The 25,619-nt window shown below is 62.4% G+C and carries 27 protein-coding genes; 8 read left to right on the forward strand and 19 right to left on the reverse strand.

Annotated features, from left to right (window positions below; genetic code table 11):
* From gluQRS to ACGYLQ_RS05640, 4 genes are all read right to left on the reverse strand, one after another.
* Positions 1–858, reverse strand: coding sequence for a tRNA glutamyl-Q(34) synthetase GluQRS (gene gluQRS / locus ACGYLQ_RS05625; protein ID WP_394441016.1), 858 nt, complete (start codon positions 856–858; stop codon positions 1–3).
* A complete protein-coding gene (locus ACGYLQ_RS05630; protein ID WP_394441019.1) occupies positions 855–1,469 on the reverse strand; it encodes a class I SAM-dependent DNA methyltransferase in 615 nt (204 codons plus the stop codon). The genes gluQRS and ACGYLQ_RS05630 overlap by 4 nt, the downstream gene beginning before the upstream one ends.
* Before the next feature lie 53 nt (positions 1,470–1,522).
* Positions 1,523–2,863, reverse strand: a complete 1,341-nt coding sequence (gene trmFO / locus ACGYLQ_RS05635) for a methylenetetrahydrofolate--tRNA-(uracil(54)-C(5))-methyltransferase (FADH(2)-oxidizing) TrmFO (RefSeq protein ID WP_394441022.1) — start codon at positions 2,861–2,863, stop codon at positions 1,523–1,525.
* A 249-nt stretch (positions 2,864–3,112) separates the two neighbouring features.
* Complete coding sequence (locus ACGYLQ_RS05640; RefSeq protein ID WP_394441025.1) at positions 3,113–3,898, reverse strand: enoyl-CoA hydratase; 786 nt, start codon at positions 3,896–3,898, stop codon at positions 3,113–3,115.
* A 58-nt stretch (positions 3,899–3,956) separates the two neighbouring features.
* Between ACGYLQ_RS05640 and ACGYLQ_RS05645 the strand changes: the two genes are divergently transcribed.
* Positions 3,957–4,385, forward strand: coding sequence for a PaaI family thioesterase (locus tag ACGYLQ_RS05645; RefSeq protein WP_209218884.1), 429 nt, complete (start codon positions 3,957–3,959; stop codon positions 4,383–4,385).
* A 253-nt stretch (positions 4,386–4,638) separates the two neighbouring features.
* Here the strand turns inward: ACGYLQ_RS05645 and ACGYLQ_RS05650 are convergent, their stop codons facing one another.
* Positions 4,639–4,869 (reverse strand): DUF1127 domain-containing protein, encoded by a 231-nt coding sequence (locus ACGYLQ_RS05650; RefSeq protein WP_067266882.1) that lies wholly within the window; start codon positions 4,867–4,869, stop codon positions 4,639–4,641.
* Positions 4,870–4,978: 109 nt separating this feature from the next.
* Here ACGYLQ_RS05650 and ACGYLQ_RS05655 point away from each other — a divergent pair, with 109 nt between their 5' ends.
* The 3 genes from ACGYLQ_RS05655 (at position 4,979) to rpsI (ending at position 7,519) form a co-directional block, all read left to right on the forward strand.
* Positions 4,979–6,394 carry a PLP-dependent aminotransferase family protein gene (locus ACGYLQ_RS05655; protein ID WP_394441027.1) on the forward strand — a complete coding sequence of 472 codons (1,416 nt, stop codon included), beginning with the start codon at positions 4,979–4,981 and terminating at the stop codon, positions 6,392–6,394.
* A 160-nt stretch (positions 6,395–6,554) separates the two neighbouring features.
* Positions 6,555–7,016: a 50S ribosomal protein L13 gene (gene rplM, locus ACGYLQ_RS05660; RefSeq protein WP_067266879.1), complete on the forward strand. Its 462-nt coding sequence runs from the start codon at positions 6,555–6,557 to the stop codon at positions 7,014–7,016.
* Between the two features lie 2 nt (positions 7,017–7,018).
* Entirely contained in the window at positions 7,019–7,519 is a 501-nt protein-coding gene (gene rpsI / locus ACGYLQ_RS05665) for a 30S ribosomal protein S9 (RefSeq protein WP_067266905.1), read from the forward strand.
* A 148-nt stretch (positions 7,520–7,667) separates the two neighbouring features.
* Here rpsI and ACGYLQ_RS05670 read toward each other — a convergent pair whose 3' ends face one another.
* Complete coding sequence (locus ACGYLQ_RS05670) at positions 7,668–8,243, reverse strand: hypothetical protein (protein WP_394441030.1); 576 nt, start codon at positions 8,241–8,243, stop codon at positions 7,668–7,670.
* 352 nt (positions 8,244–8,595) lie between these two features.
* Between ACGYLQ_RS05670 and ACGYLQ_RS05675 the strand changes: the two genes are divergently transcribed.
* Complete coding sequence (locus ACGYLQ_RS05675; RefSeq protein ID WP_394441033.1) at positions 8,596–9,591, forward strand: LLM class flavin-dependent oxidoreductase; 996 nt, start codon at positions 8,596–8,598, stop codon at positions 9,589–9,591.
* A 12-nt stretch (positions 9,592–9,603) separates the two neighbouring features.
* On the opposite strand, the gene ACGYLQ_RS05680 is transcribed toward ACGYLQ_RS05675, so the two are convergent.
* The 10 genes from ACGYLQ_RS05680 to guaA all read right to left on the reverse strand — a co-directional run bounded on the left by ACGYLQ_RS05680 (position 9,604) and on the right by guaA (position 18,917).
* Positions 9,604–10,221: a TetR/AcrR family transcriptional regulator gene (locus ACGYLQ_RS05680; RefSeq protein WP_394441035.1), complete on the reverse strand. Its 618-nt coding sequence runs from the start codon at positions 10,219–10,221 to the stop codon at positions 9,604–9,606.
* Positions 10,214–11,083 (reverse strand): polyphosphate kinase 2, encoded by an 870-nt coding sequence (ppk2, locus tag ACGYLQ_RS05685; RefSeq protein WP_394441037.1) that lies wholly within the window; start codon positions 11,081–11,083, stop codon positions 10,214–10,216. The genes ACGYLQ_RS05680 and ppk2 overlap by 8 nt, the downstream gene beginning before the upstream one ends.
* A gap of 49 nt (positions 11,084–11,132) precedes the next feature.
* A complete protein-coding gene (locus ACGYLQ_RS05690) occupies positions 11,133–12,113 on the reverse strand; it encodes an alpha/beta fold hydrolase (RefSeq protein ID WP_394441040.1) in 981 nt (326 codons plus the stop codon).
* A complete protein-coding gene (gene metA, locus ACGYLQ_RS05695; RefSeq protein WP_394441043.1) occupies positions 12,097–13,014 on the reverse strand; it encodes a homoserine O-succinyltransferase in 918 nt (305 codons plus the stop codon). The genes ACGYLQ_RS05690 and metA overlap by 17 nt, the downstream gene beginning before the upstream one ends.
* Positions 13,015–13,070: 56 nt before the next feature.
* On the reverse strand, positions 13,071–13,931 hold the full coding sequence (locus ACGYLQ_RS05700) for an ATPase (protein WP_394441045.1): 861 nt from the start codon (positions 13,929–13,931) through the stop codon (positions 13,071–13,073).
* A 12-nt stretch (positions 13,932–13,943) separates the two neighbouring features.
* Positions 13,944–14,876, reverse strand: coding sequence for a DMT family transporter (locus ACGYLQ_RS05705; protein WP_394441048.1), 933 nt, complete (start codon positions 14,874–14,876; stop codon positions 13,944–13,946).
* Positions 14,877–14,986: 110 nt separating this feature from the next.
* Complete coding sequence (locus ACGYLQ_RS05710; protein ID WP_394441049.1) at positions 14,987–16,087, reverse strand: OmpP1/FadL family transporter; 1,101 nt, start codon at positions 16,085–16,087, stop codon at positions 14,987–14,989.
* Between the two features lie 121 nt (positions 16,088–16,208).
* On the reverse strand, positions 16,209–17,078 hold the full coding sequence (locus ACGYLQ_RS05715; RefSeq protein WP_394441052.1) for a DMT family transporter: 870 nt from the start codon (positions 17,076–17,078) through the stop codon (positions 16,209–16,211).
* Positions 17,075–17,347 carry a putative quinol monooxygenase gene (locus ACGYLQ_RS05720; RefSeq protein WP_394441246.1) on the reverse strand — a complete coding sequence of 91 codons (273 nt, stop codon included), beginning with the start codon at positions 17,345–17,347 and terminating at the stop codon, positions 17,075–17,077. Before ACGYLQ_RS05720 ends, ACGYLQ_RS05715 begins: the two co-directional genes overlap by 4 nt.
* Before the next feature lie 7 nt (positions 17,348–17,354).
* Positions 17,355–18,917: a glutamine-hydrolyzing GMP synthase gene (guaA, locus tag ACGYLQ_RS05725; RefSeq protein WP_168612961.1), complete on the reverse strand. Its 1,563-nt coding sequence runs from the start codon at positions 18,915–18,917 to the stop codon at positions 17,355–17,357.
* A 199-nt stretch (positions 18,918–19,116) separates the two neighbouring features.
* Here guaA and ACGYLQ_RS05730 point away from each other — a divergent pair, with 199 nt between their 5' ends.
* The gene (locus ACGYLQ_RS05730; protein ID WP_394441054.1) at positions 19,117–20,655 is read left to right on the forward strand and encodes a trimethylamine methyltransferase family protein; all 1,539 of its coding nucleotides are present in this window, start codon (positions 19,117–19,119) and stop codon (positions 20,653–20,655) included.
* Positions 20,656–20,690: 35 nt separating this feature from the next.
* On the opposite strand, the gene ACGYLQ_RS05735 is transcribed toward ACGYLQ_RS05730, so the two are convergent.
* Entirely contained in the window at positions 20,691–20,987 is a 297-nt protein-coding gene (locus ACGYLQ_RS05735) for a DUF6477 family protein (protein ID WP_271687411.1), read from the reverse strand.
* Between the two features lie 279 nt (positions 20,988–21,266).
* Here ACGYLQ_RS05735 and ACGYLQ_RS05740 point away from each other — a divergent pair, with 279 nt between their 5' ends.
* Positions 21,267–22,355 carry a DUF6456 domain-containing protein gene (locus ACGYLQ_RS05740; protein ID WP_394441249.1) on the forward strand — a complete coding sequence of 363 codons (1,089 nt, stop codon included), beginning with the start codon at positions 21,267–21,269 and terminating at the stop codon, positions 22,353–22,355.
* Positions 22,356–22,410: 55 nt separating this feature from the next.
* Here the strand turns inward: ACGYLQ_RS05740 and ACGYLQ_RS05745 are convergent, their stop codons facing one another.
* Positions 22,411–23,907: a catalase gene (locus ACGYLQ_RS05745; protein ID WP_209218870.1), complete on the reverse strand. Its 1,497-nt coding sequence runs from the start codon at positions 23,905–23,907 to the stop codon at positions 22,411–22,413.
* Between the two features lie 95 nt (positions 23,908–24,002).
* On the opposite strand from ACGYLQ_RS05745, the gene ACGYLQ_RS05750 reads away from it, so the two are divergent.
* Positions 24,003–24,920 carry a LysR substrate-binding domain-containing protein gene (locus ACGYLQ_RS05750; protein ID WP_394441056.1) on the forward strand — a complete coding sequence of 306 codons (918 nt, stop codon included), beginning with the start codon at positions 24,003–24,005 and terminating at the stop codon, positions 24,918–24,920.
* Between the two features lie 80 nt (positions 24,921–25,000).
* On the opposite strand, the gene ACGYLQ_RS05755 is transcribed toward ACGYLQ_RS05750, so the two are convergent.
* Positions 25,001–25,549, reverse strand: coding sequence for a peroxiredoxin (locus ACGYLQ_RS05755; RefSeq protein ID WP_067266850.1), 549 nt, complete (start codon positions 25,547–25,549; stop codon positions 25,001–25,003).
* Between the last annotated feature and the right edge of the window lie 70 nt (positions 25,550–25,619).

Consider the following 25,619-nt stretch of genomic DNA (forward strand, 5'->3'; position numbering starts at 1 on the left):
CTAAAGCCCGACGATTTCACGAATTTCGCCGGGGGTGGCGCCGTTCTCGCGATAGAGCGCGATGGCGCGGGCGTCATCACGTTTGGCCAGTCGTTTGCCGCTCTCATCGCGGATCAGCCGGTGGTGGTGATAGAGCGGCGTCGGCAGGTCCAGCAATGCCTGTAGCACCACATGAATATAGGTCGCCTCAAACAGATCGGCCCCGCGCGGGACCAGCGTCACCCCCTGCGCGGCGTCGTCGAGCACGACCGACAGGTGATAGGACGTGCCCATGTCGCGGCGGGCCAAGACCACATCCCCGACCGTGCCGATCAACTGATCGGGGGAAAGGGTGATCTTTCCGGTTTCGGCATTCGGCCCCTGGCCGTTCTCGGTGAAGCTTAGCTTGGTATTGTCAAGGGTTCCCAGTGCCTTACGCATATCGAGGCGCAGGGCGCCGGAGCCTTTGGAGTGGCCTGCCGTGCGGCAGGTGCCGGGGTAGATGAGGCCATCGGGGCCGTAGACGGGTTCTGCTCCCTCTTGCGGCGCGCTGGTGGCAGCGGCAATGTCGCGGCGGTTGCAGGTGCAGGCATAGAGCAGACCGCGCGACCAGAGGACATCTATGGCGGCTTCATAGGCCGCCATTCGATCCGATTGCCGCATGACGGGTTGCGGCCAGTCGATGCCCAGCCACGCGAGGTCTTCGTAGATCTGCGCCTCCCAATGCGCACGCGCGCGGGATTGGTCGATGTCTTCAATCCGCAGCAGAAAATCGCCCCCTGCGGCCTTTGCCAGATCATGGGCCAAGAGCGCGGAATAGGCATGGCCGAGGTGCAGTGGTCCGGTCGGAGATGGCGCGAATCTGGTGGTAAGAGTCAATTCTTTTCAATCAGATAGACGGTAGACTTCATGTCGATCCCGGGCAGGTGCGGCCCTTCCTCGGCAAAGAGAAGGATCGCCGCGCCGCAATCGGTCCATTCGTGGATCATGCCCAAAGCGCCGCGATCTTCCAACGCCTTTTCATTAAGTGAAAATAGGAGCTTACCGTCCTTTTCTAATCCATGCATCAGCGTATCGAAGAGGGTGATCGGGGCCGCACCGGGGCCGATCACGCCGATGGCGCTGATCGCTGCATAAGTTCCGGGCGCAAAGGGAAGTGGCGCGTCAACTTCGAGTTCTAATAGGTTGCGGTATATGCCTTTTTTGCGCGCTTCCTCCAGCATGGCGGCGGATACATCACCGCCGTCGATGGTGGTGAAACCCGCCTGTTTCAGCGCCGCGCCGGACAGCCCGGTGCCGCAGCCGATGTCGAAGATCGGCAGGTCTTTGTCGTCGAGGAATTCTGCAAGCGTGGCAGCGGCGCGGTTGGGCGTGGCATAGCCCTGCGCCTTGATGTCCTCGTCATAGCTGCTTGCCCATTCGTCATAGAGGCTGCGGATCACATTGGTGTCCCGCGCCGCATAGGCCTTGTCAAAGAAATGCTGTGTCATGTCCCTAGGATATGGGGGATGGGCGGGAGGATCCAGTGTTAACCCCCGTCGCCTTAACCTTGATTAAGCCATGTTTGCCAATCGGCCTTGGCGCGGTCCGTATAGGCTTTGTAGCGGTCCTTGCGGCCACGGCGGCCCGATTTCAGCCCTTCGACCGGGGGGAAAAGGCCGAAGTTCACGTTCATCGGCTGGAAGGTTTTTGCCTCGGCCCCGCCGGTGATGTGGGTGATCAGCGCGCCCATGGCGGTGCTGTCGGGCGGGGTGGGCAGGCTGCCGCCCTTGATTTCGGCAGCGGCCATACGGCCCGCCAGCAGGCCCATGGCGGCGCTTTCCACATAGCCTTCGACACCGGTGATCTGACCCGCAAAGCGGATATTGTCGCGGCTGCGCAGGCGCATCTGGTCGTCGAGCAGTGTCGGCGAGTTGATGAAGGAGTTCCGGTGGATGCCGCCCAAACGGGCGAAGCGCGCGTTTTCTAGGCCCGGAATACGTTTAAAAACATCTGTTTGCGCGCCGTACTTCATCTTGGTCTGGAAGCCGACGATATTGTAAAGCGTGCCCAGTTTGTTGTCGCGGCGCAATTGCACCACGGCATGGGCCTTGACCTCGGGCTGATGCGGATTGGTCAGCCCCACGGGTTTCATCGGGCCGTGGCGCAGGGTTTCGCGGCCCCGTTCGGCCATCACTTCGATGGGCAGGCAGCCGTCAAAATAGCCTGCGGTTTCGCCCTCGCGGAACTCGGTCTTTTCGGCGGCCAAAAGCGCGTCGATGAAATCCTCGTATTGCTTCTTGTCCATCGGGCAGTTGAGGTAGGCGGTGCGCTCTTCTTCGGTCTCGCCCTTGTCATAGCGCGACTGCATCCAAGCTTTGGACATGTCGATGCTGTCGAAATAGACGATCGGCGCGATGGCGTCGAAAAAGGCCAGCGCCTCGGCGCCGGTTTCAGCCGCGATGGCTTCGGCGAGCTTGCCTGAGGTCAGCGGACCGGTGGCGATGATCCATTTGCCGTCGCGGGGCAGTTCGGCGATCTCGCCATATTCCACGGTGATATTGGGGTGGGCGAGCAGCGTGTCTGTGACGCTCTGCGCGAAGGGGTCGCGGTCCACCGCCAATGCGCCGCCTGCGGGCAGGCGGTTTTTGTCGGCGCAGGCCATGATCAGCCCGTTGGCGGCGCGCATTTCCCAATGCAGCAGGCCGACGGCGTTCTGCTCATCGTCATCCGAGCGGAAGGAGTTGGAGCAGACCATCTCGCCCAGAAGCCCGGTTTGGTGGGCGAAGGTTTCAACCTTGGGGCGCATTTCGTGGATCACGACCTTCACGCCCGCGTTTGCCGCTTGCCAAGCCGCCTCTGATCCGGCCATGCCGCCGCCGATGATGTGCAATGTATCTGTCATGGGGGCGATGTAGGGCAGGGCAGCGCCGCACGCAACAGGCAAGAGGGCGCGATGAGGCTGCGGGAGAGGAATGGTTTTGGGGTCGCCGCGGCGGGAATGGTCGGTCAGTGAGAGGCTGACCCGGAGGGACCTTCCGCCTGCGGCGACCCAAAATCATCAGGGTTTCTATCCCCTAACATAACTATGCCGTGATTTCGCCAGATTTGCCAGCCCCAGCGTGGCAACAAAGGCTGGCGGTTTTGGAAACAATCATTGGGACCAATCGGGGCGGCGTTTTTCCAAGAAGGCGTCGATGCCTTCGCGTGTTTCCGCCTCAAGCATGTTGCGGACCATGACCTCACCGGTGAAGGCGTAGGCCTGTTCGCTGGGCATCTGCATCTGTTGGTAAAAGGCGCCTTTGCCATGCGCGACGGCGGTGCCGAGTTTGGCGGCGATCTTCTCGGCCAGTGCCTCGGTCTCTTGGGCCAGTTGGTCGCCCGGCACGGCGCGGTTGATCAGGCCTAGTTCAGCAGCGCGGTGGGCGGAGATGAAGTCTCCGGTGGTGAGCATCTCAAACGCCTGTTTGCGCGGGATGTTGCGGGTCAGGGCGACCATTGGGGTCGAGCAGAAGAGGCCGATGTTCACGCCGTTGACGCCGAAGCGGCAGTCATCCGCGGCGATGGCCAGATCGCAGGTGGCGACAAGCTGACAGCCCGCGGCGGTGGCGATGCCATGTACTTGCGCGATGACGGGCTGCGGCAGGCTTTGGATGCGGGCCATCAGGGCGGCGCAGCGGTCGAAAAGATCTTTGAAGCCCGCCGCTCCCCCGTCTTCGGCTTGGCGCATGGCGGTCATCTGGCGCAGGTCGTGGCCCGCGCAGAAGGCTTTGCCAGCGCCGGAAAGGACGATGACCCGCGTGGCGCGGTCCTGGGCCAATTTGTCGAAGCGCGCGTGCAGGGCGGCCAGCATTTCGTCCGACAGGGCGTTCAGCCGTTCGGGGGCGTTCATGCGCAGGTGGGTCACCGGCCCGCGTGCCGTAACGTCAAGAATTGCCACCTTGCCCTCCCCGGTTGATCACGCCAACGTTACGCCGAGGACAGCAGGGAGGACAAGTATGGCCGTGGTGATGGATGCGGAGGCGTTGGAAGCCTTCATGCGGGAGGTGTTCGATCAGGTGGCGGATGATTTCGCCGTGGATCATGTGGCCGAGAACGAGATCACCATGCGCCTGTTGACCAGCCGTCGCCATCTGCGTCCCGGAGGGACTGTTTCAGGCCCGTCGATGTTCGCGCTGGCGGATGTCTCGGCCTATCTGGTGACACTGGCGATGATCGGGCCCAAGGCGCTGGCGGTGACGACAAATTGCTCGATTGATTTCATGCGTAAACCGCTGGCGGATGTGCCGCTGGTGGCCCATGCCAAGCTGCTGAAGCTGGGGCGACAGCTGTCGGTGACGGATGTGTTGATCTATTCCGAAGGGTCGGACAAGCCCGTGGCGCGGGCCGGGCTGACCTATGCGATTCCGCCAGCGTCGATGGGGTGAGGGGCAGAGTTTAGGGCCAGCGCCTGACCGTGGGGTGGCGATTGCGACGCCGGTCCATGCCACTTTATGGCGCAGCCGTGATGCGCCTTCTCGCAGAAGCGCCCCGCCTCCCCAAATCGCCAGCCCGCCGGGGCGGGCAGGCGATGGCCCGGCGCCTGCGGCTTGATTCCGGGCCGAGGAATTCTCAGAGGCCACAAAAAAGGGCCGGGAAAACCCGGCCCGAGGAAGAGATCTGGCAGTCGCCACAGGGAAGCTACGCCTGCCAGAACACGCGGGAAGCCTCGGCCGAGGCTTGTTCCGGTGTAAGTCCCGCATCTTCAAGCTCCCACGGTTCAAGCGCGGCAAGCGCGATCCGGGTGCGTCGGCGGGCCGCCCATGTGGTCACGACCGCCGCAAAGCGCAGCGCAATCACCGCAGGGACCGGCAGCGCGCGGTATGTCATCAATGTCATTGCATCAGCGGTAAGGGGGCGTGCCTGTGTCATGGGGGAACTCCTTGAATTTGTATTGGCGAAATTGTATTGACACAAAGTGTAGAATGCCTACAGGTACAAGGTACAAAGCGCGATACAATTTGACCACAGGAATATTGTAATGGGTACAATTTGGCAGCCGACATTGGCCGAGGGGCAGGGGCCGAAGTACAAGTTCGTCGCGCTGACCATCCGGCAGGGGATCGACTCCGGCGCTCTGGCGGTGGGGGATAAGCTGCCGCCGGTGCGGGAACTGGCGTGGCAATTGGGGATTACCCCCGGCACCGTGGCGCGGGCCTATACCATCCTCACGGATGAGGGTCTGTTGGAGGCCGAGGTGGGCCGTGGCACCTTTATCGCCCCGCCGCAGGCGGCCATCCGCGAGGATGTCTGGAATCGCGAACAAGATAGTTGGATCAAGGAGTTGGAGGTTGCCGATACGGATGCGGTCAGCCTCTTCAGCCCACGCCTGCCGGACATGGGGCAGGTGGCGCTGATCCGCAGCGCCCTGCGACAGGTGGCGGATGTGCCGGGCGAAGACCTGATGAACTATCCCACCCGCGACGCCTATGCCCCGGTGCGGCAAGCAGTGGTCGACTGGCTGTCGCATCTCGCGCTCGGGCCGCTGAGCGAGCGTGACGTCGTGCTGTCGCACGGTGGGCAGAGCGGGATTGTATTGGTACTGCAAGCGATCCTTTCAGGGCCGAAGCCGGTGATGCTGGTCGAAGACCTCTCCTACGCCGGGTTTCGCCGCGCGGCGGAGGTGCTGCGGGCCGAGGTGGTCGGCGTGGCGATGGACGCAGAGGGCGTGCTGCCAGAGGCGCTGGACAAGGCCGCGCGCGACAGCGGGGCGCAGGTCTTTTGCACGACGCCGGAGGTGCATAACCCCACGGGCAGCCACACCAGCCTTGAACGGCGGCGTGCGCTTTTGGAAGTCGCCAAACGGCATGGGTTGGAGATTTTGGAGGATGACTGCTACCGCATGGGCCACGCCCGCGCGCCGAGCTATCGCTCGCTTTGGCCCGAGCATGTCTGGCATGTCTCTTCGATCTCAAAGGAATTGACGCCTGCCTTGCGGGTGGGGTTTGCGCTGGCGCCCGCAGGCCGCGCGGCGGACCTGCGGCGGGTGGCGGAATATGGCTATTTCGGCCTCGCGCGTCCCTTGGCCGAAGCCACGCGGATTCTGCTGACGGACCCAAGGCTCAAAGGGATCTGCGCGGATATTCGTGAAAGACTGGCGGAATATGTCGAAGTGGCGGTGAACCATCTGGGCGGCCATGCCTTGGAATGGTCGCGCGATGTGCCCTTCCTCTGGCTGCAACTGCCGCCGGGGTGGCGGGCCGCCGGGTTCTGCCGCGCGGCAGAGGCGCAGGGCGTGCAGATCCGCTCGGCCGATGAATTTGCCCTGCGCGATGGCCGCGCACCCCATGCGGTGCGCATTGCCGTGAATGCCCATGTCTCCCTGCGCTCTTTCGAGGCGGCGATGCAGCGGCTGCGCTGCCTTCTGGACAATCCACCGGAGCAGATCAGCGTGTAGAAATATGGGGTATTATTATACCTAAATTATAACGTATTGTTTTAGCTGATGAAATCAGGTATTGCTGCGCTTGACCCGGCGATGCAGGTGTTTATAACGCCTCCATCAGACAACGGGCGGGGATTCCTCGTTCCGACCAACCTCAAACGGGAATTCATCCATGAAAACCTTTTCTGCGACACCGGCAGATATCGACAAGAAATGGATCATCATCGACGCCGAAGGCGTCGTGCTGGGCCGTCTCGCCTCGATCGTTGCCATGCGCCTGCGCGGCAAGCACAAGCCGTCCTTCACGCCGCATATGGATTGCGGCGACAACGTGATCGTCATCAACGCCGACAAGGTGCAGATGACCGGCAAGAAGCGCGAAGAGCACTTCTACTGGCACACCGGCCACCCCGGTGGCATCAAATCGCGCACCAAGGCACAGATCCTCGAAGGCGCACATCCTGAGCGTGTTGTGACCCAAGCGGTCAAGCGCATGCTGCCCGGCAACCGCCTGAGCCGCCAGATCATGACCAACCTGCGCGTCTATGCAGGTAGCGAACACCCCCATGAGGCGCAGAGCCCCGAAGTTCTGGATGTCAAATCCCTGAACAAGAAAAACACGCGGAGTGCATGAGCATGGCTGACGAAATCAAATCCCTCGACGGTCTGGAAGCAGCCGTGACCGACAACATCGGCGGCGTGCAGGGCACCGAGACCGAAGTGACCCCCCGTGAGCCGGTTCGTGACGAACTGGGCCGCGCCTATGCCACCGGCAAACGTAAAGACGCGGTCGCCCGCGTTTGGATCAAGCCGGGTTCCGGCAAGGTTATCGTGAACGGCAAGCCGCAGAACGAATACTTCGCGCGCCCCGTGCAGCAGCTGATCCTCGCGCAGCCTTTCGGCATCACCAACACCGAAGGTCAGTTCGACGTGATCGCGACTGTCAAAGGCGGCGGTCTGTCCGGTCAAGCGGGCGCGGTCAAGCACGGCATCTCCAAGGCCCTGCAGCTCTACGATCCCTCCCTGCGCGGTGCGCTGAAAGCGGCAGGCTTCCTGACCCGCGACAGCCGCGTTGTCGAGCGTAAGAAATACGGTAAGGCCAAAGCGCGCCGGAGCTTCCAGTTCTCCAAGCGTTAAGCTTACCGGTCATATTTTGCGAAAGGGCTGCCCTCCGGGGTGGCCCTTTTTCGTTGCGGTGGGCAGGGTTGGCCGCGGCACATGAAAAAGGCCGCCGCGGTCTCCCGCAGCGGCCTTAGGGTCGGATCGCTTCTGATCCCGAGACGGCTTAGCCGCCGATTTCGTAGCTCACGGTGAAGCCCAGCACGCCGTCGCCATCGTTGGTGTCTTCGTAAAGCGCTTCGAAGGTGACGCCGTCACCGAAGTCATAAACGGCACCGGCTTCGGCAAAGATGTTGTCGTCGCGGTCGCTGTTGCCGATGAGGCCAACGGCGGTCCAACGCTCGGACAGGGGCGCTTCAAACGCGACTTCCTGATCGCTTTCGCCATTGTCGGGGTCGATGATCACGGCGAATGCGCCCGAGGCGTCGCGCCCGATGGGGAAGCCCAGCGTCGCGGTGATCTCTTCGCTGTGGTCTTTAGAATCGTTCAGCCAGATGTAGCCATAGGTCAGATCCCAGCTCAGGCCTTGACCGAAGTCCGCGCCGTAGCCGAGGTTTGCTTCGAATTCGACGTCATCGGTGGGGTCTTGGTAAAGCGAAGTCGCGCTCAGCCCGGTGTGGAAGCCGCCGTAGGTCAGCTCGACAAAACCTTCGACTTCGTTCTCAACGTGATCGAAATCATCCGACGTGTTGAACCGTGTCGCGGCAGAGACGCCGGCGGTCCAGCCAACCATGGAGGTCATGCTGCGGTCTTCGATGACCGGGTCGAAACCGGTGGTGACGTTTTCCTGCGCATAGGCAGCAGAGGAGAGCAGCCCGGCGGTGAGGCCGAACCCGATAAGATGTTTGATATTCTTGGCATTTGCCTAGTTTTGGACCATAGCTTGTCTGCGACTGGCGAGGTCAGGTTGTGAAGGCCCCTCGGATAGGGCGCTCACCGGGGGGCGGCAAGGCCCGATTGCGCATATCTGGCATGCGTTAGAACATAACATTGTGATCGACGGAAATTTCGCCCAAGTCGTTGGTTTTTATCAGGCGACGTGGTTCCGGGCGGGGCTGTGCCTGCCTATATCAGCCCCAACACAGGAGACAGTCATGCAGTATTCAGTTCTTGATCTTGCGCCCGTGCCCGAAGGGTCGGACACCACCACCGCCATCGCCAATTCCGTCGCTCTGGCGCAACTCGCCGAAGCCAAGGGCTATCACCGGTTTTGGATGGCGGAGCATCACAATATGCCCGGCATCGCCTCGGCGGCGACCTCGGTTCTGCTCGGGCATGTGGCGGACCACACGAAAGAGATTCGCGTCGGCGCGGGTGGGGTGATGCTGCCAAACCATGCGCCCTTGGCCATTGCCGAACAGTTCGGCACGCTGGCGGCGATTCATGGTGACCGGATCGATCTGGGGCTGGGCCGCGCGCCGGGCGGCGATCAGGCGGTGATGCGCGCCATGCGCCGGGGCATGAGCGCGGGCGATCAGTTCCCCGATGACGTGGCCGAGTTGATGGCCTATCTGGGTGCGCCCGATCCCCGCGCGCCGGTCCGCGCCCATCCGGGAGAGGGGACGCATGTGCCGATCTGGATCCTCGGCTCCTCGCTCTATGGGGCGCAATTGGCGGCGCATTTTGGGCTGCCCTATGCCTTTGCCTCACATTTCGCGCCGGACGCCTTGGAAGAGGCCACGGCGATCTATCGCCGGGATTTCAAACCATCCGAAGCCTGCCCTAAGCCGCGTTTCATGCTGGCGGTGAACGTCTTTGCCGCTGAGACGGATGAGGAGGGCGCCTATCTGCGGACCACCATGCAGCAGGCTTTCGCCCGTCTGCGCACAGGCCGCCCCGGCAAGCTGCCAGCCCCGGTGCGCGACATTGATGCCGAGATCGGCGCGGGCCTGCGCCAAGGGGTCGACCACGCCCTGCGCATCTCTGCCGTGGGCAGCCGTGAGACGGTGAAACGCCAGTTGGAAACGCTGATCGCGCAGCACCGACCCGATGAGTTGATCTTGACCGGGCAGATTCACGACCACTCCGCGCGCCTGCGCTCGTTCGAGATTGCGGCGGATGTCTTGCAGGAGATGAAAGTGGCGGCCTAAGGGCCGCCGCTGTCACTCGTCAGGGCTGACCAACCCCAAGCCACGCAGATAAATCCCGATCCCGGTTTCCAGCAGGTCATCGGGCGGGAAGGGCGAGGCGCGACCGGGTGAGTTACGGGCAAAAAGCTCGACCACGCCATGGCTCATCGCCCAGATATGGGCCGAGAACATCGAGGCGGGCGGGCGTTTGTCCGCCGGGATATGCTGGCTGAGGTCGGTCGCTGCGCGTTCCAGCACCGCATTGGCGCGGTTGGCAGCATGGGCCAGTTCCGGCGTGCGGTTGACCGAGATGCCGGATTCGAACATTGCGATATAATGGCCGGGATGTTTGCGGGCGAAGGCAAGATAGGCGCGGCCCGTCGCCTCAAAGGCTTTGAGCGCCGAGGGCTGGCCGGATTGATAGGCGAATTCCATCAAATCGGCAAAGATATCATAGCCTTGATGCGCGGCCTCGGCGATGAGGTCTTCGCGGCCCTCAAAATGGCGATAGACCGCCGCGGGGGTGACGCCCGCGCGTTTGGCAGCCTCGGAAAGGGTGAAACCCGTGGGGCCGCGCTGCTCGATCAACTCAAGCGTCGCGTCGATCAGCGCTTGGCGCAGGTTGCCGTGGTGGTAGCCGCGCTTAGGCATCCCAGATGTCCGGTGCGCCGCAGATTTCGTCGTCGATCTTGCCGATCGCCTTGGCGTCTTTCTGAGGATAGTCGAAACGGTGCAGCAGATGGCGCATGGCCGCTAGACGGGCGCGGCGTTTGTCGTCAGAGCGGATCACCGTCCACGGGGTTTCATCCGTATGGCTGCGCATCAGCGTCTCGGCGATGGCGGCGGAATACTCCTCCCATTTCGCGAGACCTTTGACGTCGATGGGGCTGAGTTTCCACTGTTTCAGCGGATCGGATTCTCGCGACAACATGCGGCGCAACTGCTCGGCGCGGCCCACGTTGAGCCAGAACTTAATCAGGTGAATGCCGTCTTCGACGAGCATCTGCTCGAACGGGGTGACCTGTTCAAAGAAATGCGCGCGTTGTTCGGGGGTGCAGAAGTCAAAGACCTTTTCCACCACCCCGCGATTGTACCAAGAGCGGTCATAAAAAACCATCTCGCCCGCCGTGGGCAGATGTTTGATATAGCGTTGAAAATACCACTCGGCCTGCTCGGTTTCGGTGGGTTTCGACAGGGCCACCACCCGCGCAGACCGCGGGCTGAGGTTCTCGCGCATACGGCGGATTGTGCCGCCTTTGCCAGCAGCGTCGCGGCCCTCGAAGACCATGACGACGCGCTGCCCGGTTTCGCGCACCCAGGATTGCAGTTTGACCATTTCGATCTGCAAACGGTCATAGTCGCGCTCATAGGTCTTGCGCGACAGGCGTTCATCATGCGGATAGCTGGGCGAAAGGATATTGTCCTTGTCGGCCCGTTGGATCGCTTGGCGGATGTCCTCGGGGGCGTCGTTTTCGTAAAAGGCGCTGATCGCGCCGTCAAAGGGCAGGTCCATGGGCGCTCCTTGCGGGTTGTTCTTGTTTCAATATGGGATGTTAAGGCGGTTAACGCAAACCGGCACGGGCGGCGGCGCGGTCGATGGCATCGACCACTGCCTGCGGGTCGGCGTGATGGGGCATATGGCCCATGCCGGGCAGGCGGGTCAGGGCGCCGTTGGGGATGTCTTGGATCAGTTCCTCGGCGTGAATATGCATCGGGACAATGGTATCGGCATCGCCGTGGATGATCTCGACAGGCATGGTCAGACGGTCATATTGCGCTGCCATTTCAACCACATGCGGGCGGAGTTGATGGACCTGTTGCGCATTGGCGCGGCTGGCGCTGCGGCGCAGGGTGAGGCCCGTGCCGATGTGATCGGCATAGCCTTCGGGCGCTTGTTGTGGGGCAAAGATCGCCGCGATGCTGCTTTGCACCACGCTGTCGGGGACAAAGGCGGTGACGGCGGGGATAAAGAGCGCCCCGCCAAGCCGTGAGGCGCTGACGTTATAGAGCCAGCCCAGACCGCCGGGCCAAGGCTCCGACACGGCAGAGACCAGCACCAGCGCTGCGGTCTCATCAGGGCGGTGCAGCCCCCAAGCCAGCGCCACGGCCCCGCCAAAGGAATGGCCCAGCACGATGGGGTTTTCGACGCCCAGTTGATCCGCCGCTTTCTGCAAAAGGGCGGCCTGTTCCTGCGGCGACTCGCCGCGCGGGTTCCAAGGCCCGCGCGCGCCGGGAAGGCGGGCGGTATAGCCCATGCCGAGACGGTCGAACATGATGACGCGGTAGCGGTCGCTCAACCGCTCAGCGAAGCTTAGAGTGAAATCACGCAGGTTGCCGCTGGCCCCATGGATCAACACCAGATCCGGCCCGCTGCCGATGATCCTGGCATGAACCGGCAGGCCGTCCACCGTGATGATCTCACCCTCGGGCGGATGGCTGGCTTCGGCCCGCGCCTCATGCCGCGCGGCGCGCCATTGGACAAGCGCGGTAAGCAGCGCCAGCCCGAGGAGGAGGGCAAGCAGCAGTTTAATGGCCGATCTCATTCATATCAAAGGGGGTGGTCTGGTATATCTCGTTGATCCAATTGCCATAAAGCAGATGCGCATGGCTGCGCCAGCGGTTCACCGGCGTGCGCGCGGGGTCATCCTCGGGGTAGTAGTTGCAGGGCACGTTGATCGGCACGCCATTCTCGACATCGCGGTCATACTCTTGCTTGAGCGTGTCGCGGTCGTATTCAAAATGGTTAAAGACATAGAGCGCGCGGTGCTCGGGGTCTTCGATCAGGCAGGGGCCGACTTCATCACTGCCCAAAAGTGTGGTCAGGCCGGGATGCGCGTCGACTTCGTCCTGGCGCATCTCGGTCCAGCGCGAGACGGGCACGGTGCAATCATCCGAAAAGCCGCGCAGATAGGGCGAGGCGGGCGCGAGGTTGCGGTGCCGGAAACAGCCGAAAGCCTTTGCGCTCAGCATGTGTTTCTTGACGCCGTGGAAGTGGTTGATCATTGCCATGCCGCCCCAGCAGACGCCAAAGGTGGAGTGGATGTTGGTCTGGGTCCATTCCATCACCTCGCGCAGCTCGTCCCAATAGGTCACCTCGTCAAAGTCGAGATGTTCGATCGGGGCGCCGGTGATGATCAGCCCGTCGAACTTCTCGGCCTTCATCTCCTCAAAGGGGCGATAGAAGCTTTCCATATGTTCGGCGGCGGTGTTGCGGGTCCGGTGGTCGGACATGCGGATGAGGCTTAGCTCGATCTGCAGGGGCGTGGCACCGATCAGCCGGGCGAACTGGTTCTCGGTTTGGATTTTCTTGGGCATCAGGTTCAGCAGGGCGATGCGCAGGGGGCGGATGTCTTGCCGCGAAGCCAGTTCCTCGTCCAGCACCATGACCCCTTCGTTGCGCAGAACGTCGAAGGCAGGCAGGCGGGAGGGGATCTTGATGGGCATGAGACAGGTCTTTCAGGGGTGGCCAGTGCAGTCAGATAATCTTGGGCGGTGCGGGTTCAACCGCTCGCGGGCAGGTGGCGGGCGATGAGGTCGGTAAAGTCTTCGGGAGCTTTCAGCGCGTCGATGTCGGCGGGGGTGATGGTGACACCCCATTTCGACATCGCCGCATAGCGGGGTTGGCGGTGTGACAGGGCGGCGGCATAGGTCCAGCGGATGAAATCATCGGGGTTCACCGCGTCCTCGGAGATGTTCTTTTCCGCCAGATAATCGGCCCATGCCCGGGCGAGGAATTCGGGCTGATAGGCCATCGGCTTGGGCGCTTTGTCAAAGCGGCGGATAAGTTCCTCGGTATGGGCTTCGTCGCCCTTGATCCAGACCAGCAGACATTCCTCGGCCAATTGTCGCAGCAGCGGGTCATTCGGGTCTTCGGGGTCGACCCATTCGCAGATCGAGCCACCGGTGTCGCAGATGAAATGCGGATAGCCATAGAGCGCTTCGGCGCGGGTGGCGAAATAGGCGGTGTCTTGCAGCGCGTTGATCTCGGCCCGGCGGAAAGCCTGTTGCCGTTTGGCGTATTCCTCCATCGGCAGCCCTCCGCGCGAAGGGTCGCCCGGTTTGCCCAGCCATGTGGCTACGGGCGACAGGTTGTCGAAGGTGATGTTCGAGCCGATGTAGATGCTGTCGCTCAGCAGCAGATCGCGCAGGAAGGGCACTTTCATCGCCTCGGCCTTGGCATTGTCGGCGATGAGCTCGCCCAGGTAACGGGTGCCGATGCGGTAGTCGATGGAGTAGTGAAACCAATCCCCGCTGGCGCGCAGCAGGCTGGAGAGATGGGTCTTGCCCAAGCCCGACATGCCGAAGATCAGAACTTTGCGCCGCGGCGCCGCGCGCCAATCGTCAGCCGTGGGGTAGAGCATGTATCACCAAGGTTAAGTGCTTCGTTTCCCATGACTACCCCAGTGTTTCACCAGACGCCAGATGCGGCCATCGAGCACCAGAAGCCCGAGCGCAAGAAGGGCAAAACCGCCATAGGCAGCGGGGCGCAGGGTCTCATCACGCAGCCATGCGCCCAGCAGGATCGCCACGGGGGCGACAAGTAGCGTCACCAACATCAGGTTGCTGCTGCCCGCCATGCCGAGCACGCGGTAATAAAGCAGATAAGCCAGCGCCGTCGCGGCCAGCGCGTAATAGGCGATAGCGGCAAGCGTGGCTGGGGCAAGGTCGAGCGTCAGCGGCCCTTCGACGGCCCATGCCAGCGGCAGCATGATCAGCGCGGACCCTGTCAGCATCCCGGCGGCGGCCAGTTGCGGCGGCTGGCCCGGCAGCAGTTTGCGCGCGCAGATCCCGGCCACGGCATAGGACATTGCCCCGCCCAGAACCGCCAGCTGGGCAAGGCTGCCGAGGTCGAAATTCGTGAGATTTTCCAGACCGATGGCGGTGCTGACGCCCGCGAAGCCGAGGCAGACGCCAATCGCCTTGCGCGGCGTGATCCGCTCATCCGCCAAAAAGATCGCGGCGACCAGCACGCCAAAGATCGCGGTGGCGGCATTGAGGATCGAGGTCAGCCCCGAGGGGATGTGCAGCTGCCCCCATGCCATCAGCGAAAAGGGGATCACATTGTTCAAAAGCCCCATCAGCAGGAAGGCCGCCCAGATGCGCGGGTCGCGCGGCAATGGCAGGCGCATGGTGGCGACGGCGGCCCAAAGCACCAGCATTGCCCAGAACACCCGATGCGCGACCGAGGTCAGCGGCCCGATCTCATCCAAGGCCACCCGCACGGCGACAAAGGACGCGCCCCAGAGCAGGGCGAGAAAGCCCATTTCGATCCAAGCGCGCGGGGGGATGGTTTTCTGTGTGATCATTGCTTGGGTTTAGGCTGTTCCACGGATCGGCACGACCCGAAAGATGCGCATGCATAAAAAACGCCGCCCGAGGGCGTCGGGCGGCGTAATCGCGACGGGTCTGGTGTGGATTAGAAGGTGAAGCCCACCTTCACGCCAAAGGCCAGAGCATCGTTGTCTTCGAACTCGCCCGATGCATTCACACCGTTCAAAGTTGTTTCTGCATCACCAATGTTGACGTAGCGCACGCCGGTGGTGATCTTCATGTTGTCGCGGGTATAGACGGCGGCCAGAGCGAGGCTCTTGTTGCCATCGGTCGGCCCGAGGTTGGAGGCGAACCCGCCGTTGGACTTCTCATAGCCGACGGAAGCCGAGACCGACCAGTTGTCGTTCAGACGGCGGCCGACGCCGAGCGAGTAGGTGAAAACGTCGTCATCGTAGCTGACAAGCGAGCCACCCGTCGCGCCTTGGTATTGGGCGGGGGTGATGTCGAAGGACGACCAATCGACCCAGCGGATGCCACCGAAGAGCAATGTGTCAGCAGCGATGCCGGTCTGGAAATCAAGGTTCACCGACTGCGGGGTTTCGATTTCGGTCGTGCTCATGATGGCGCCGAACTCGGTCGTGTCGACCTCGTGGTCGATGCTGGAGCTATAGGTCAGCGCGACACGCATGGCGATGTCGGGGCGCTCATAGGCGACACCCGCAACATAGCCGACGCCGGTGTCACGCTCGCCGTTCACCGTATAGCCAGCGACGAAGGGCACAGCTGCGACCGCTTCGATGGTTTGGACGCGCAGACCGCCGTGAACGCTGAAGTTCTCGTTCATGCGGTAGCGCAACAGGCCGGTTATCGCGTGGCTTTCCAGATCCGCTTGGGCACCTTGTGCATAGTAGCCGGTGGGCGTGGGGTAATCGACATCCGCGCCGAACGGCTGATCATAGATGATTGCATAGGACAGCTTGTCGTTGATGTCGGCCTTATAGGCTGCGCCAAACTGGAGATAGCTGGAGGTCATATCGCCGGAGCTTACATTCGACAGCGATGGCGGCGGCACTGCCATTGTCGACGTCCCGCTGGTGGATGGATCGATATGCCCAAAGCTGAACTCCGCATAGCGGCCGCTTTCAAACAGGGCGTTGATGGATTGGCCCGACCGATCGATGCCGCCAGCGTGAACGATTGCCGTAGATGCCAACAGTGCCGGAATTGCCAAGAAATAGGTTTTCATTTGCTCTCCTCCCAAGACTTCTGTGCGGATCCTCCCCGGCACAGGTTGGAAACGATCTAAGCGGATTGCTGCCGTTTGCTTCAATCGCTGACCTTGGGTCAGGTTGAAATCTGGGCAAACATTACTTGGGGTGTGCTTTGCGGGTCTCAAACCAGATGTTGAGATAGTTGCCCGCAAAGATGATCGCGGCCCCGACAAAGACCCAGATATCCAGCGCCTCGGCATAGAGAAGCATGCCCACAACCGCGATGGCCGGAAGGCGGACGAAATCAATCGGCACCACCACGGTCGCGGGGGCAAGGCTTAGTGCGTTGGTCAGGCAGTAATGCGCCAGCAGCCCGCAGGCGCCGACCAGCAGCAGGAAGGGCATCGTCTCAGCCGTGGGGCTCGCGATATCGCCATCGTAGCCCGCCGCGATCAGGCCGAACAGCAGTTGCAACGTGGTGAGATAGAAGAGGATCGTGGTGATCCCTTGGGTCCGCGTCAGCCGTTTGGTCAGCACATTGGTCAGGGCAAAGAAGACGGCACAGCCCGCCGCCGCCAGAATGCCGGTGTTGAGGTTGCCGATATCGGGACGCGCCACGATCAGGATGCCGATGAACCCCATGATGGCGGCCAGCGCCCGTGTCGCGGTCAGCCGTTCGCCCAGCAGGAAGATCGACAGGACGATGACCCATAGGGGCGACGTGAACTCCAACGCGAAGACCTGTGCCAGCGGGATCAGCGACACGGCGAAGAACCACAGGTTCTGCCCGGTGAAATGCGCAAGGTTGCGCAGCAATTGCAGGCCAAAGTTGCGGGTGTTGATCTGCCGCCACGCGCCCGTGGCCCCGGCGAGCGACAGGACGATGATCACGCCAATCACGCTGCGGTAGAGCATCACCTCAAAAGTGTCGAACCGCGCCGAGAGTTCGCGCCCCGCCACGGCCATGGTGGAGAATGACCCGATGGAGCCGATCATCCAGAGTGCGGCGCGAAAGGTGGGGCTCATGCGGTTTCTGTGATCTGATAGTCGCGGGCGATCCCGGCGGTGAGCCGCGCCCAGTCCGATGCTACGGCACGGGCCTGATGCGCCTCAAAGGCCGCCCGGTCGGTAAAGAGCTCCGATACCTGCCAGACAAGGGGGTCGTCGGTCGGGGTCACGTCGAAGCGCAGGCATCCCGGCTCGGCCCGGGTGAGACGCAGATGCGCGTCAAGCCCTGCGCGCACCCGGTCCGCCTCGGCCCGGGTGGCGCAGCGTAGGTGGCCGGTCAGGGCCATCCGCATTTTATTCCCACTCGATGGTGCCCGGAGGTTTCGAGGTGATGTCATAGGTCACGCGGTTGATGCCCGGCACCTCATTGATGATCCGTGTGGCGGTTTCGCCAAGGAAATCATGCGAGAAGGGGTAGTAATCCGCCGTCATCCCATCGACCGAGGTCACCGCGCGCAGGGCGCAGGCGAAGTCATAGGTGCGGCCATCGCCCATCACGCCCACGGTGCGCACCGGCAAGATCGCCACGAAGGCCTGCCAGATATCGTCATAAAGCCCATGGCGGCGGATCTGGTCGATATAGACCGCATCGGCTTCGCGCAGGATGTCGAGCTTCTCGCGGGTGATCTCACCGGGGCAGCGGATCGCAAGACCCGGCCCGGGGAAGGGGTGGCGGCCGATGAAGGAGGGCGGCAGGCCCAACTCGCGGCCCAACTCGCGTACTTCGTCTTTGAAAAGCTCGCGCAGCGGCTCGACCAGCTTCAGGCCCATCTTTTCAGGCAGGCCGCCGACGTTGTGGTGGCTCTTGATGGTGACCGAAGGACCGCCGGAGAAGGAGACGCTCTCGATCACGTCCGGGTAGAGCGTGCCCTGGGCGAGGAAGGTGGCGTCGCCCACTTCCTTGGCGTGTTTCTGGAAGACGTCGATGAAGAGCTTCCCGATGATCTTGCGCTTGGTCTCGGGGTCGCTGACGCCCTCAAGCTCGCCCAAGAACAACTCCTGCTCATCCGCGTGGATCAGCGGCATGTTGTAATGGTCACGGAACATGGTGACGACCTCTTCGGCCTCACCCTTGCGCAGCAGACCGTGGTCAACGAAAACGCAAGTTAGCTGGTCGCCGATGGCCTCGTGGATCAACACCGCGGCGACGGAGCTGTCGACGCCACCCGAAAGGCCGCAGATCACCTTTTGATCGCCGACCTGCTCGCGGATCGCGGCAATGGCTTCCTCACGGTAGGCGCTCATGGTCCAGTCGCCCTTGAAGCCCGCCAGACGCACGAAGTTCTCATAGAGACGCGGGCCGTTGGGCGTGTGATGCACCTCCGGGTGGAACTGCACCGCATAGAAGTGACGCTCGACATCCGCGGTGATGGCGAAAGGCGCGTTGGGGGAGGTGCCATAGACCTCGAACCCCGGGGCGATTTTGCTGACGTGGTCACCATGGCTCATCCAGACCTGTTCGCGGTCGGTGGCGAACCAGCCTTCGAGCAGATCAAGCTGTTGGCCCGTGGGGGTGACAAAGGCCCGACCGAATTCAGCGGTGCCATGGCCGCGCTCCACATGGCCGCCAAGGCAGTGCATCATCACCTGCTGGCCATAGCAGATGCCCAGGATCGGCACGCCAAGTTCAAAAACAGCCTGCGGCGGACGCGGCGCGCCTTCGGCAAACACCGAGGACGGGCCACCTGACAGGATCACCGCCTTAGGCGCGAATTCCTTGAGGAAGGCTTCGTCCACCGTGTTGAACGGGTGGATTTCGCAAAAGACATTCAGCTCCCGCAGGCGACGCGCGATAAGCTGCGTGACCTGGCTGCCGAAGTCGATGATGAGAAGGCGGTCATGGGTGATATCTGTCATGGGGCTGTGATTAGGCCCGTGCGCGCGCTCTGGCAAGTCTCTAGCAGGCCGAAGACCGGTGCCGCCCGCGTTTAATTCGCGCAAGTGGCGCGGGGACGGCACGCGATGTCGCTTTTTGCCGCTAGGGGGCGTTATCCGCGCGAAGCGCCTGCCGGGAATGGGATAGTGACGGGCCAAGACTTGCGGGAAGGATAGAGCAATGGCGGAATCAGCACGACGGGCACGCGGCGGTGGTGGTGCGGCAAGACGCGCGGCACGCACAGCCGTCTCTTTCGAGACAGCGCGCTATATCGAACGGAATATCCCGAACTTCGAAGTGCTGACCGAAGAGGCGCTGGAAATCATCGAGCAGAACGCCGATGCGGTGCTGGAAGAGATCGGCGTGAACTTTCCCGACAATCCCGAGGCATTGGCGCTCTGGCGTGAGGCCGGGGCCGATGTGCAGGGGGAGCGGGTGCGCATCCCACGGGGGCTGGCACGCAAGCTCTGCTCCACCGCGCCTCCGACGATCACCCAAGTGGCACGCAACCGGGATCGGGATGTGGTAATCGGGGGGAGGAACCTTGTCCTCGCCCCCGTCTATGGCCCGCCCTTCGTGCGCGATGCCGCAGGGGGGCGGCGCTATGCCACGATGGCGGATTTCGAAAAGTTCGTGAAGCTGGGCTACATGTCCAAATGGCTGCATCACTCGGGGGGGACGGTATGCGAGCCGACGGACATCCCGGTGAACAAACGCCACCTCGATATGCTGCATGCCCATATGACGCTGAGCGACAAACCCTTCATGGGATCGGTGACCGAACCCAGCCGGGCGCAGGATTCCGTCGACATGTGCGGTATCCTCTTCGGCAAGGACTTCGTGCAGGAAAACACGGTGATGACCTCGCTCATCAACATCAACTCGCCGATGACCTTCGACGATGTGATGATGGGCGCGCTCAAGGTCTATGCCGAGAACAACCAAGCCTGCATCATCTCACCCTTCATCGTGGGCGGTGCCATGGCCCCGGTGAGTGTGGCAGGCACGCTGACACAGGTCTTGGCCGAGACGCTGGCGGGCATCGCCTATAGCCAGTTGGTCCGCCCCGGGGCGCCGGTGATCATGGGGGCTTTCGTCACCTCCATCGATATGAACAGCGGCGCGCCCACATTCGGCACGCCCGAGGCTGCGCATATCACCTATGGCGCTGGGCAACTGGCGCGCAGGCTCAACCTGCCGTATCGCAGCGCCGGGTCTTTCACCGGCTCGAAACTGCCCGACGCGCAGGCGGCTTATGAGACCTCGAACAGCCTGAACATGGGATTGCTCTCAGGGGTGAACTTCATGCTGCACGCCTGTGGTTGGCTGGAAGGGGGGCTTGTTTCCTCTTTCGAGAAATTCGTCATGGATGCGGATCAACTGGGCACGTTGCATCACCTTGCCCGTGGGGTGGAGATCGACGTGAACGCACAGGCCATGGACGCGATCCGCGAAGTGGGGCCGGGGGGGCATTACCTCGGCTGCGCCCATACGCAGAGCAATTTCCGCGATGCCTTTTGGAAGTCTGATCTGTTAGACTACAAACCCTTCGAGACATGGTCGGACGAGGGCGCGCGTGATACGCAGAGCCTTGCCACCGCGCGGGTCGAAAAGATGCTGGCCGACTACCAGCAGCCCGCATTGGACCCGGCCATTCGCGAAGCGCTCGATGCCTTTGTCGCGACCCGTAAGGCGGCGGAACCCGATAGTTTTAGCTAAGGCTTTGCGGCGGGGGCGATCCCCCGCATCGCAATTCAGGCGCTGGGCATCATCGCGGCCTTCAAGAACCGTGCCTCGCCAACCATGGCAATAAGAACATCTACATGGCGGATCAGGCTATAGCTTGCATCCGCCGTCTTGCGCTGGGTGTCCAACGCGGCCTCGATCTCGATCAGTTTGATCAGCGCGGTGCCGTGGCGTGGCAATATGCCAAAGCCCAGTATCCGTGGCAGATGGGTGCCGCGGCGGTAGTCTTCGGCCCCGATGCGGGCGGCCCGCATCAACAGGCGCGGGCGGTGAAGTTTTTGCAACATGGTCAGTAAATCTTGCATCACACTCTCCGATTTCTGAGGGGTGAATCACCCCGGATCGGCGAAGTGTTGCACAACCTTTCCGGGTGTTGCGTGTTGCGGGTTCCCGGCGAACGGCGCCTTTCGATGGCGTTTACCTTTTGGAAACAATCATTGCCAAATGCGACGATTTTAACGAACGGGTAACCAAAACATCCATAGGTTGTGAATAACTCTGGGGATAACTCACCCAGCTTGGGGACCCGCCAAAATGGAAGTGGCAGTCAATTGAAGGCGCATCACCAAATTCAACAGTCCGTCCTGCCGGGATGGGTGCCGCACGGAGCCCTGCATTACCTCGCACATACGGAGACCGGCGCCCCGATCCGGGCCTTGGCACGCCAAGCTGGCTGTCATGCCTCGACCATCATGCGCCAAATCCGCCGTATCGAGACACGGCGCGACGATCCGCTGGTGGATGCCGCCCTGCGCAGGCTCGGGGCGGTGCGGCGCGCCTTGGATTGTACTGCTGGCCCCCCAGCAGGAAAGACAGCGACAATGATGAAACCCGCCGCCCCCCTTCTTGACGAAGACACTTTCGCCGCCGAGGCGCTGCGCGTTTTGCGGCGCCTGCACGAGGCAGGCGCGATCCTTGCCGTGGCTGAAGGGATGGAAAAGGCCGTCGTCCTGCGCGAGACGGACACCGGCCCCGGCGCACGCACCGCCGTGGTCGACAGCGCCGTGTCGCAGGCGATGGCGCTGAAAGATTGGATCGCGCCGGGCAGCACGGGCCGGGTGACACGCTATCATATCACCAGCGCGGGGCGCGCGGCGCTGCGGCGCATGCTTGAAGAGCAGGGCGCAGCCGCAGACGGCTTTGCCGAAGATCAGACCGCCTTTCTGGGCGGGCCTGACGCGCCCGCCGCAGACTTGGGCGCAGATGCGGATACGGCCCCGCGCCGTGGCCGCTATTGCCTGTCCGAAAGCCCGCTTTCGACCCTCGCACGGCGGCGCGACAAATCCGGCGCGCCCTTCTTGAACGAGGGGCTGGTCCATGCGGGCGAAAGGCTGCGTGAAGATTTCGAACTGGCGCAGATGGGCGGTGAGGTTACGCAGAATTGGGATCACTTCCTGACCCCAGGCGCTAAGCCTAGCGGCGGGCGAGATGGGGCAGGCGCCATGGCCGCGGCGGAGGCGCGCAAGAGGGTGGCCGATGCCATGGCAGACCTCGGCCCCGGCCTGTCGGACGTGGTGCTGCGCTGTTGCTGCTATCGGGACGGGTTGGAGACCACCGAAAAACGGCTCGGTTGGTCGGCGCGTTCGGGCAAGATCGTGCTTCGGATCGCACTCATGCGGCTGAAACGGCATTACGATGAAACCGTGGGGCCGGGTGGCCCGATGATCGGGTAAATGCTGATCGGGTAAAGAAGGGGCGGCAGGATGATAACCCTGCCGCCCCGGTTGTTTAGTCTGCGACCTTTACCGGCGTCTCATCTGTGACCGAGATCGCCACTTCGTCTTTCTCGCAAGCGGCACGCACACCGGCGGCATAGTCGGGGTGCACTTTCTCAAGCACCGCATACCAGCGTTCTTTCACCGATTGCGAACAAGGCGCCATGGCACCGGCCATGTTCTCATGCAGACGGTCACGCTGCGCCTGATCGAACACTTCGGTATAGAGCTTGCGCGGCTGGACATAATCGGCATCCGCCTCTTCCTGCACATAGCGGTCCGCATCGCCCGAGATGCGCAGCGGTGGTTCTTGCACCGATGGATCGGGACGGGCCGAGCCTTCGTATTGGTTCGGCTCGTAATAGGCGTCCGGGTGACCGGTCTGCTGCGGGAAGAACCGCATCGCGCCGTCCTTGTGGTAGTGATGCATCGGCGCGGCCTTGGGCGCGTTCACGGGCAGGGCCTCGTAATGCGTGCCAAGACGGTAGCGGTGCGCATCCGCATAGGAGAACACCCGCGCCTGCAACATCTTATCGGGCGAGAAGCCGATGCCGGGGATTTTGTTCGACGGCGAATAGGCGGCGTTCTCAATGCTCTGGAAGTAGTTGTCGGGGTTGCGGTTGAACTCCAACATGCCGACCGGGATCAGCGGGTAATCCGCATGCGGCCAAACCTTGGTCAGGTCGAAGGGGTTGAAGCCGCAGGTCTCGGCCTCTTCCTCGGGCATGACTTGGATGTTCAGCTCCCACTTCGGATAGTCGCCGCCTTCGATCGCGTTGAAGAGATCCTCTTGGAAGTTCTCACGGGTGGAGCCGATCAGCTTTTCCGCGTCTTCATTGGTGCGGTTGCGGATTTCCTGCTGGCAGCGGAAGTGGAACTTCACCCAGTGACGCTCGCCCTTGGCGTTCCACATCGAATAGGTGTGGCTGCCGTAGCCGTGCATATGCATCGGGTTCACCGGAATGCCCCGGTCGGACATCAGGATGGTGACCTGGTGCACACATTCGGGCTGGGCCGCCCAGAAGTCGAACATCGCCTCAGGCGAGCGCAGGTTGGTGCGCGGGTGGCGTTTCTGGGTGCGGATGAAATCCGGGAATTTATAGGCATCGCGCACAAAGAAGATCGGGGTGTTGTTGCCCACGACGTCCCAGTTGCCCTCTTCGGTGTAGAATTTCACCGAGAAGCCGCGCACGTCACGCTCACTGTCGGCGGCGCCAAGCTCGCCCGCCACCGTGGACCAGCGCGAGATGATTTCGCAGGTCTTGCCCACTTCGGAGAAGATCGCAGCACAGCTATATTGGCTGATGTCATGGGTAACGGTGAAGGTGCCCTCGGCACCCCAGCCCTTGGCGTGAACGGCACGCTCAGGGATACGCTCGCGGTTCTGATGGGCGAGCTTCTCGATCAATTGGTAGTCGTCCAGCAGGACCGGGCCACGGGCGCCCGCGGTCTTGCTGGTGTCGTTTGTCGGCATCGGCGCGCCGGCGGTGGTGGTGAGACGCTTGCTCATCTTGGGTTCCCCTCGGTTACTGTCTGACAGCAAGATGATCGATTCCGCCCATAATTACCAATTGCAGTTTTGTAAAATTTCGATAGGTAAAAGTTATGAACTTTACCCTGAAACAACTGGAATACTTTCGCGCGCTGGCGACTTTGGGCAACTTCGGGCGGGCGGCGGAGGCGAGCAATATCTCCCAGCCTGCGCTCTCGGTGCAGATCCGCACTTTGGAGGAAACGCTCGGCGGGCGGCTGATCGAACGGCAGAGCCGCGCTTCGGTGCTGACGCCCTTGGGCCGCGAGGTGCTGACCCGCGCCGAAGATATCTTGCGCCGCGCCAAGCTGTTGGAGGCCACGGCGCGGGAGCAGGTGGGGCTGGCGGGCACGTTGAATCTCGGTCTAATCCCGACCGTGGCGCCCTATCTTTTGCCCGGCGTGCTGGCCGCGCTGCGCGCGCAGGATATCTCGCTTCGGGTCGAGGTGCGCGAGGCGCAGACGGATCAATTGCTGGCCGATCTGCGCTCCGGGGCGCTGGATGCGGCGGTGATGGCGGTGCCCTCGGGCGAAACGGGCCTCGCCGAGGTGCCGCTTTTCGAGGATCGTTTTCTGCTGGCGGGATCCGCTGACCGGATGGCGGGGGCGGATGTCGCCCGCCCGACCGATCTGGCTCGCACGCCGCTGATGTTGCTGGAAGACGGCCACTGCCTCACCGATCAGGCGCTGGAGGTTTGCCAGCGCGACCGCACGCAGGCGGGCATTCACACCGGGGCGTCTTCCCTCGCCACGCTGTCGCGGCTGGTGGAGGCGGGGTTTGGCATGACCCTGATGCCCGAAATCGCCGCCAAGACCGAGCTTGATGCCGCACCGGGGCTGCGCCTGCACCGTTTCGGCGCGCCGGAACCTGCGCGGCAAATCGGGCTCGTCCGCCGGGCGGGGACGCCGGGCAGTGGTTGGGCGGCGCAATTGGCCGAGACGCTGAAGGAAGTGGGGGAAGGGCTGACCGGAGAACTGCGCGCGAAATACTAGGCGCGGTGGGGCCTGTCGGATCAAACGCAGCGTGTCAAAGGACCGGGCCAGATGGCCCGATCCGGTCATATAAAGGGCGCTTAGGCCGCTTCGGTTTGCTTCTGGTTCTCGAGGTATTCGAGCAGGGTCTCAGGGCTGGAAACGCCGTAGGGGTCCTCGTCGTGGTTGTCACGGATGCCGGGCTCTTCGAACCATGCTTCGATCTGACCATCGTTGATGATCGCCGCATAGCGCCAGCTGCGCGGGCCGAAGCCGAGGTTGTCTTTGGCGACCAACATGCCCATGCGGCGGGTGAATTCGCCCGAACCGTCAGGGATCACGTCGATGTTCTGGACGCCCTGCATCTCTTTCCACTTGTTCATGACAAAGCTGTCGTTGACCGACAGGCAATAGATCGCGTCGATGCCATGCTCTTGGAAGGCAGCGAAATTGTTCTCGAACCCGGGCAGCTGGTAGGTGCTGCAGGTCGGGGTGAAGGCACCGGGGAGGGAGAAGAGCACAACGCGCTTGCCTTTGAAGAAATCATCGCTGGTCTTGTCTTCCCAGCGGAAGGGGTTGGACCCTTCGATGCTTTCGTCGCGCACGCGCGTCTTGAAGGTGACGTTGGGGACATTGATACCGGGTTTCATCGCGTCTCTCTTTCTCGGATTGGAATCTTTGTGGCTTGGTAGCCCATATAGGAAGCCTCGGCAACTCTCG

The sequence above is a fragment of the Sulfitobacter sp. 1A12779 genome (assembly GCF_043557315.1).
In the GTDB taxonomy this organism is placed as follows: domain Bacteria; phylum Pseudomonadota; class Alphaproteobacteria; order Rhodobacterales; family Rhodobacteraceae; genus Sulfitobacter; species Sulfitobacter faviae.

Bases quoted from the DNA above. Each gene is read 5' to 3' on its own strand.
- ACGYLQ_RS05630 (WP_394441019.1), bottom strand. From the start codon at position 1,469: ATGACACAGCATTTCTTTGACAAGGCCTATGCGGCGCGGGACACCAAT.
- trmFO (WP_394441022.1), bottom strand. From the start codon at position 2,863: ATGACAGATACATTGCACATCATCGGCGGCGGCATGGCCGGATCAGAG.
- ACGYLQ_RS05645 (WP_209218884.1), top strand. From the start codon at position 3,957: ATGGCCGTGGTGATGGATGCGGAGGCGTTGGAAGCCTTCATGCGGGAG.
- ACGYLQ_RS05650 (WP_067266882.1), bottom strand. From the start codon at position 4,869: ATGACACAGGCACGCCCCCTTACCGCTGATGCAATGACATTGATGACA.
- ACGYLQ_RS05655 (WP_394441027.1), top strand. From the start codon at position 4,979: ATGGGTACAATTTGGCAGCCGACATTGGCCGAGGGGCAGGGGCCGAAG.
- rplM (WP_067266879.1), top strand. From the start codon at position 6,555: ATGAAAACCTTTTCTGCGACACCGGCAGATATCGACAAGAAATGGATC.
- rpsI (WP_067266905.1), top strand. From the start codon at position 7,019: ATGGCTGACGAAATCAAATCCCTCGACGGTCTGGAAGCAGCCGTGACC.
- ACGYLQ_RS05670 (WP_394441030.1), bottom strand. From the start codon at position 8,243: ATGACCTCCATGGTTGGCTGGACCGCCGGCGTCTCTGCCGCGACACGG.
- ACGYLQ_RS05675 (WP_394441033.1), top strand. From the start codon at position 8,596: ATGCAGTATTCAGTTCTTGATCTTGCGCCCGTGCCCGAAGGGTCGGAC.
- ACGYLQ_RS05680 (WP_394441035.1), bottom strand. From the start codon at position 10,221: ATGCCTAAGCGCGGCTACCACCACGGCAACCTGCGCCAAGCGCTGATC.
- ppk2 (WP_394441037.1), bottom strand. From the start codon at position 11,083: ATGGACCTGCCCTTTGACGGCGCGATCAGCGCCTTTTACGAAAACGAC.
- ACGYLQ_RS05690 (WP_394441040.1), bottom strand. From the start codon at position 12,113: ATGAGATCGGCCATTAAACTGCTGCTTGCCCTCCTCCTCGGGCTGGCG.
- metA (WP_394441043.1), bottom strand. From the start codon at position 13,014: ATGCCCATCAAGATCCCCTCCCGCCTGCCTGCCTTCGACGTTCTGCGC.
- ACGYLQ_RS05700 (WP_394441045.1), bottom strand. From the start codon at position 13,931: ATGCTCTACCCCACGGCTGACGATTGGCGCGCGGCGCCGCGGCGCAAA.
- ACGYLQ_RS05705 (WP_394441048.1), bottom strand. From the start codon at position 14,876: ATGATCACACAGAAAACCATCCCCCCGCGCGCTTGGATCGAAATGGGC.
- ACGYLQ_RS05710 (WP_394441049.1), bottom strand. From the start codon at position 16,087: ATGAAAACCTATTTCTTGGCAATTCCGGCACTGTTGGCATCTACGGCA.
- ACGYLQ_RS05715 (WP_394441052.1), bottom strand. From the start codon at position 17,078: ATGAGCCCCACCTTTCGCGCCGCACTCTGGATGATCGGCTCCATCGGG.
- ACGYLQ_RS05720 (WP_394441246.1), bottom strand. From the start codon at position 17,347: ATGGCCCTGACCGGCCACCTACGCTGCGCCACCCGGGCCGAGGCGGAC.
- guaA (WP_168612961.1), bottom strand. From the start codon at position 18,917: ATGACAGATATCACCCATGACCGCCTTCTCATCATCGACTTCGGCAGC.
- ACGYLQ_RS05730 (WP_394441054.1), top strand. From the start codon at position 19,117: ATGGCGGAATCAGCACGACGGGCACGCGGCGGTGGTGGTGCGGCAAGA.
- ACGYLQ_RS05735 (WP_271687411.1), bottom strand. From the start codon at position 20,987: ATGCAAGATTTACTGACCATGTTGCAAAAACTTCACCGCCCGCGCCTG.
- ACGYLQ_RS05745 (WP_209218870.1), bottom strand. From the start codon at position 23,907: ATGAGCAAGCGTCTCACCACCACCGCCGGCGCGCCGATGCCGACAAAC.
- ACGYLQ_RS05750 (WP_394441056.1), top strand. From the start codon at position 24,003: ATGAACTTTACCCTGAAACAACTGGAATACTTTCGCGCGCTGGCGACT.
- ACGYLQ_RS05755 (WP_067266850.1), bottom strand. From the start codon at position 25,549: ATGAAACCCGGTATCAATGTCCCCAACGTCACCTTCAAGACGCGCGTG.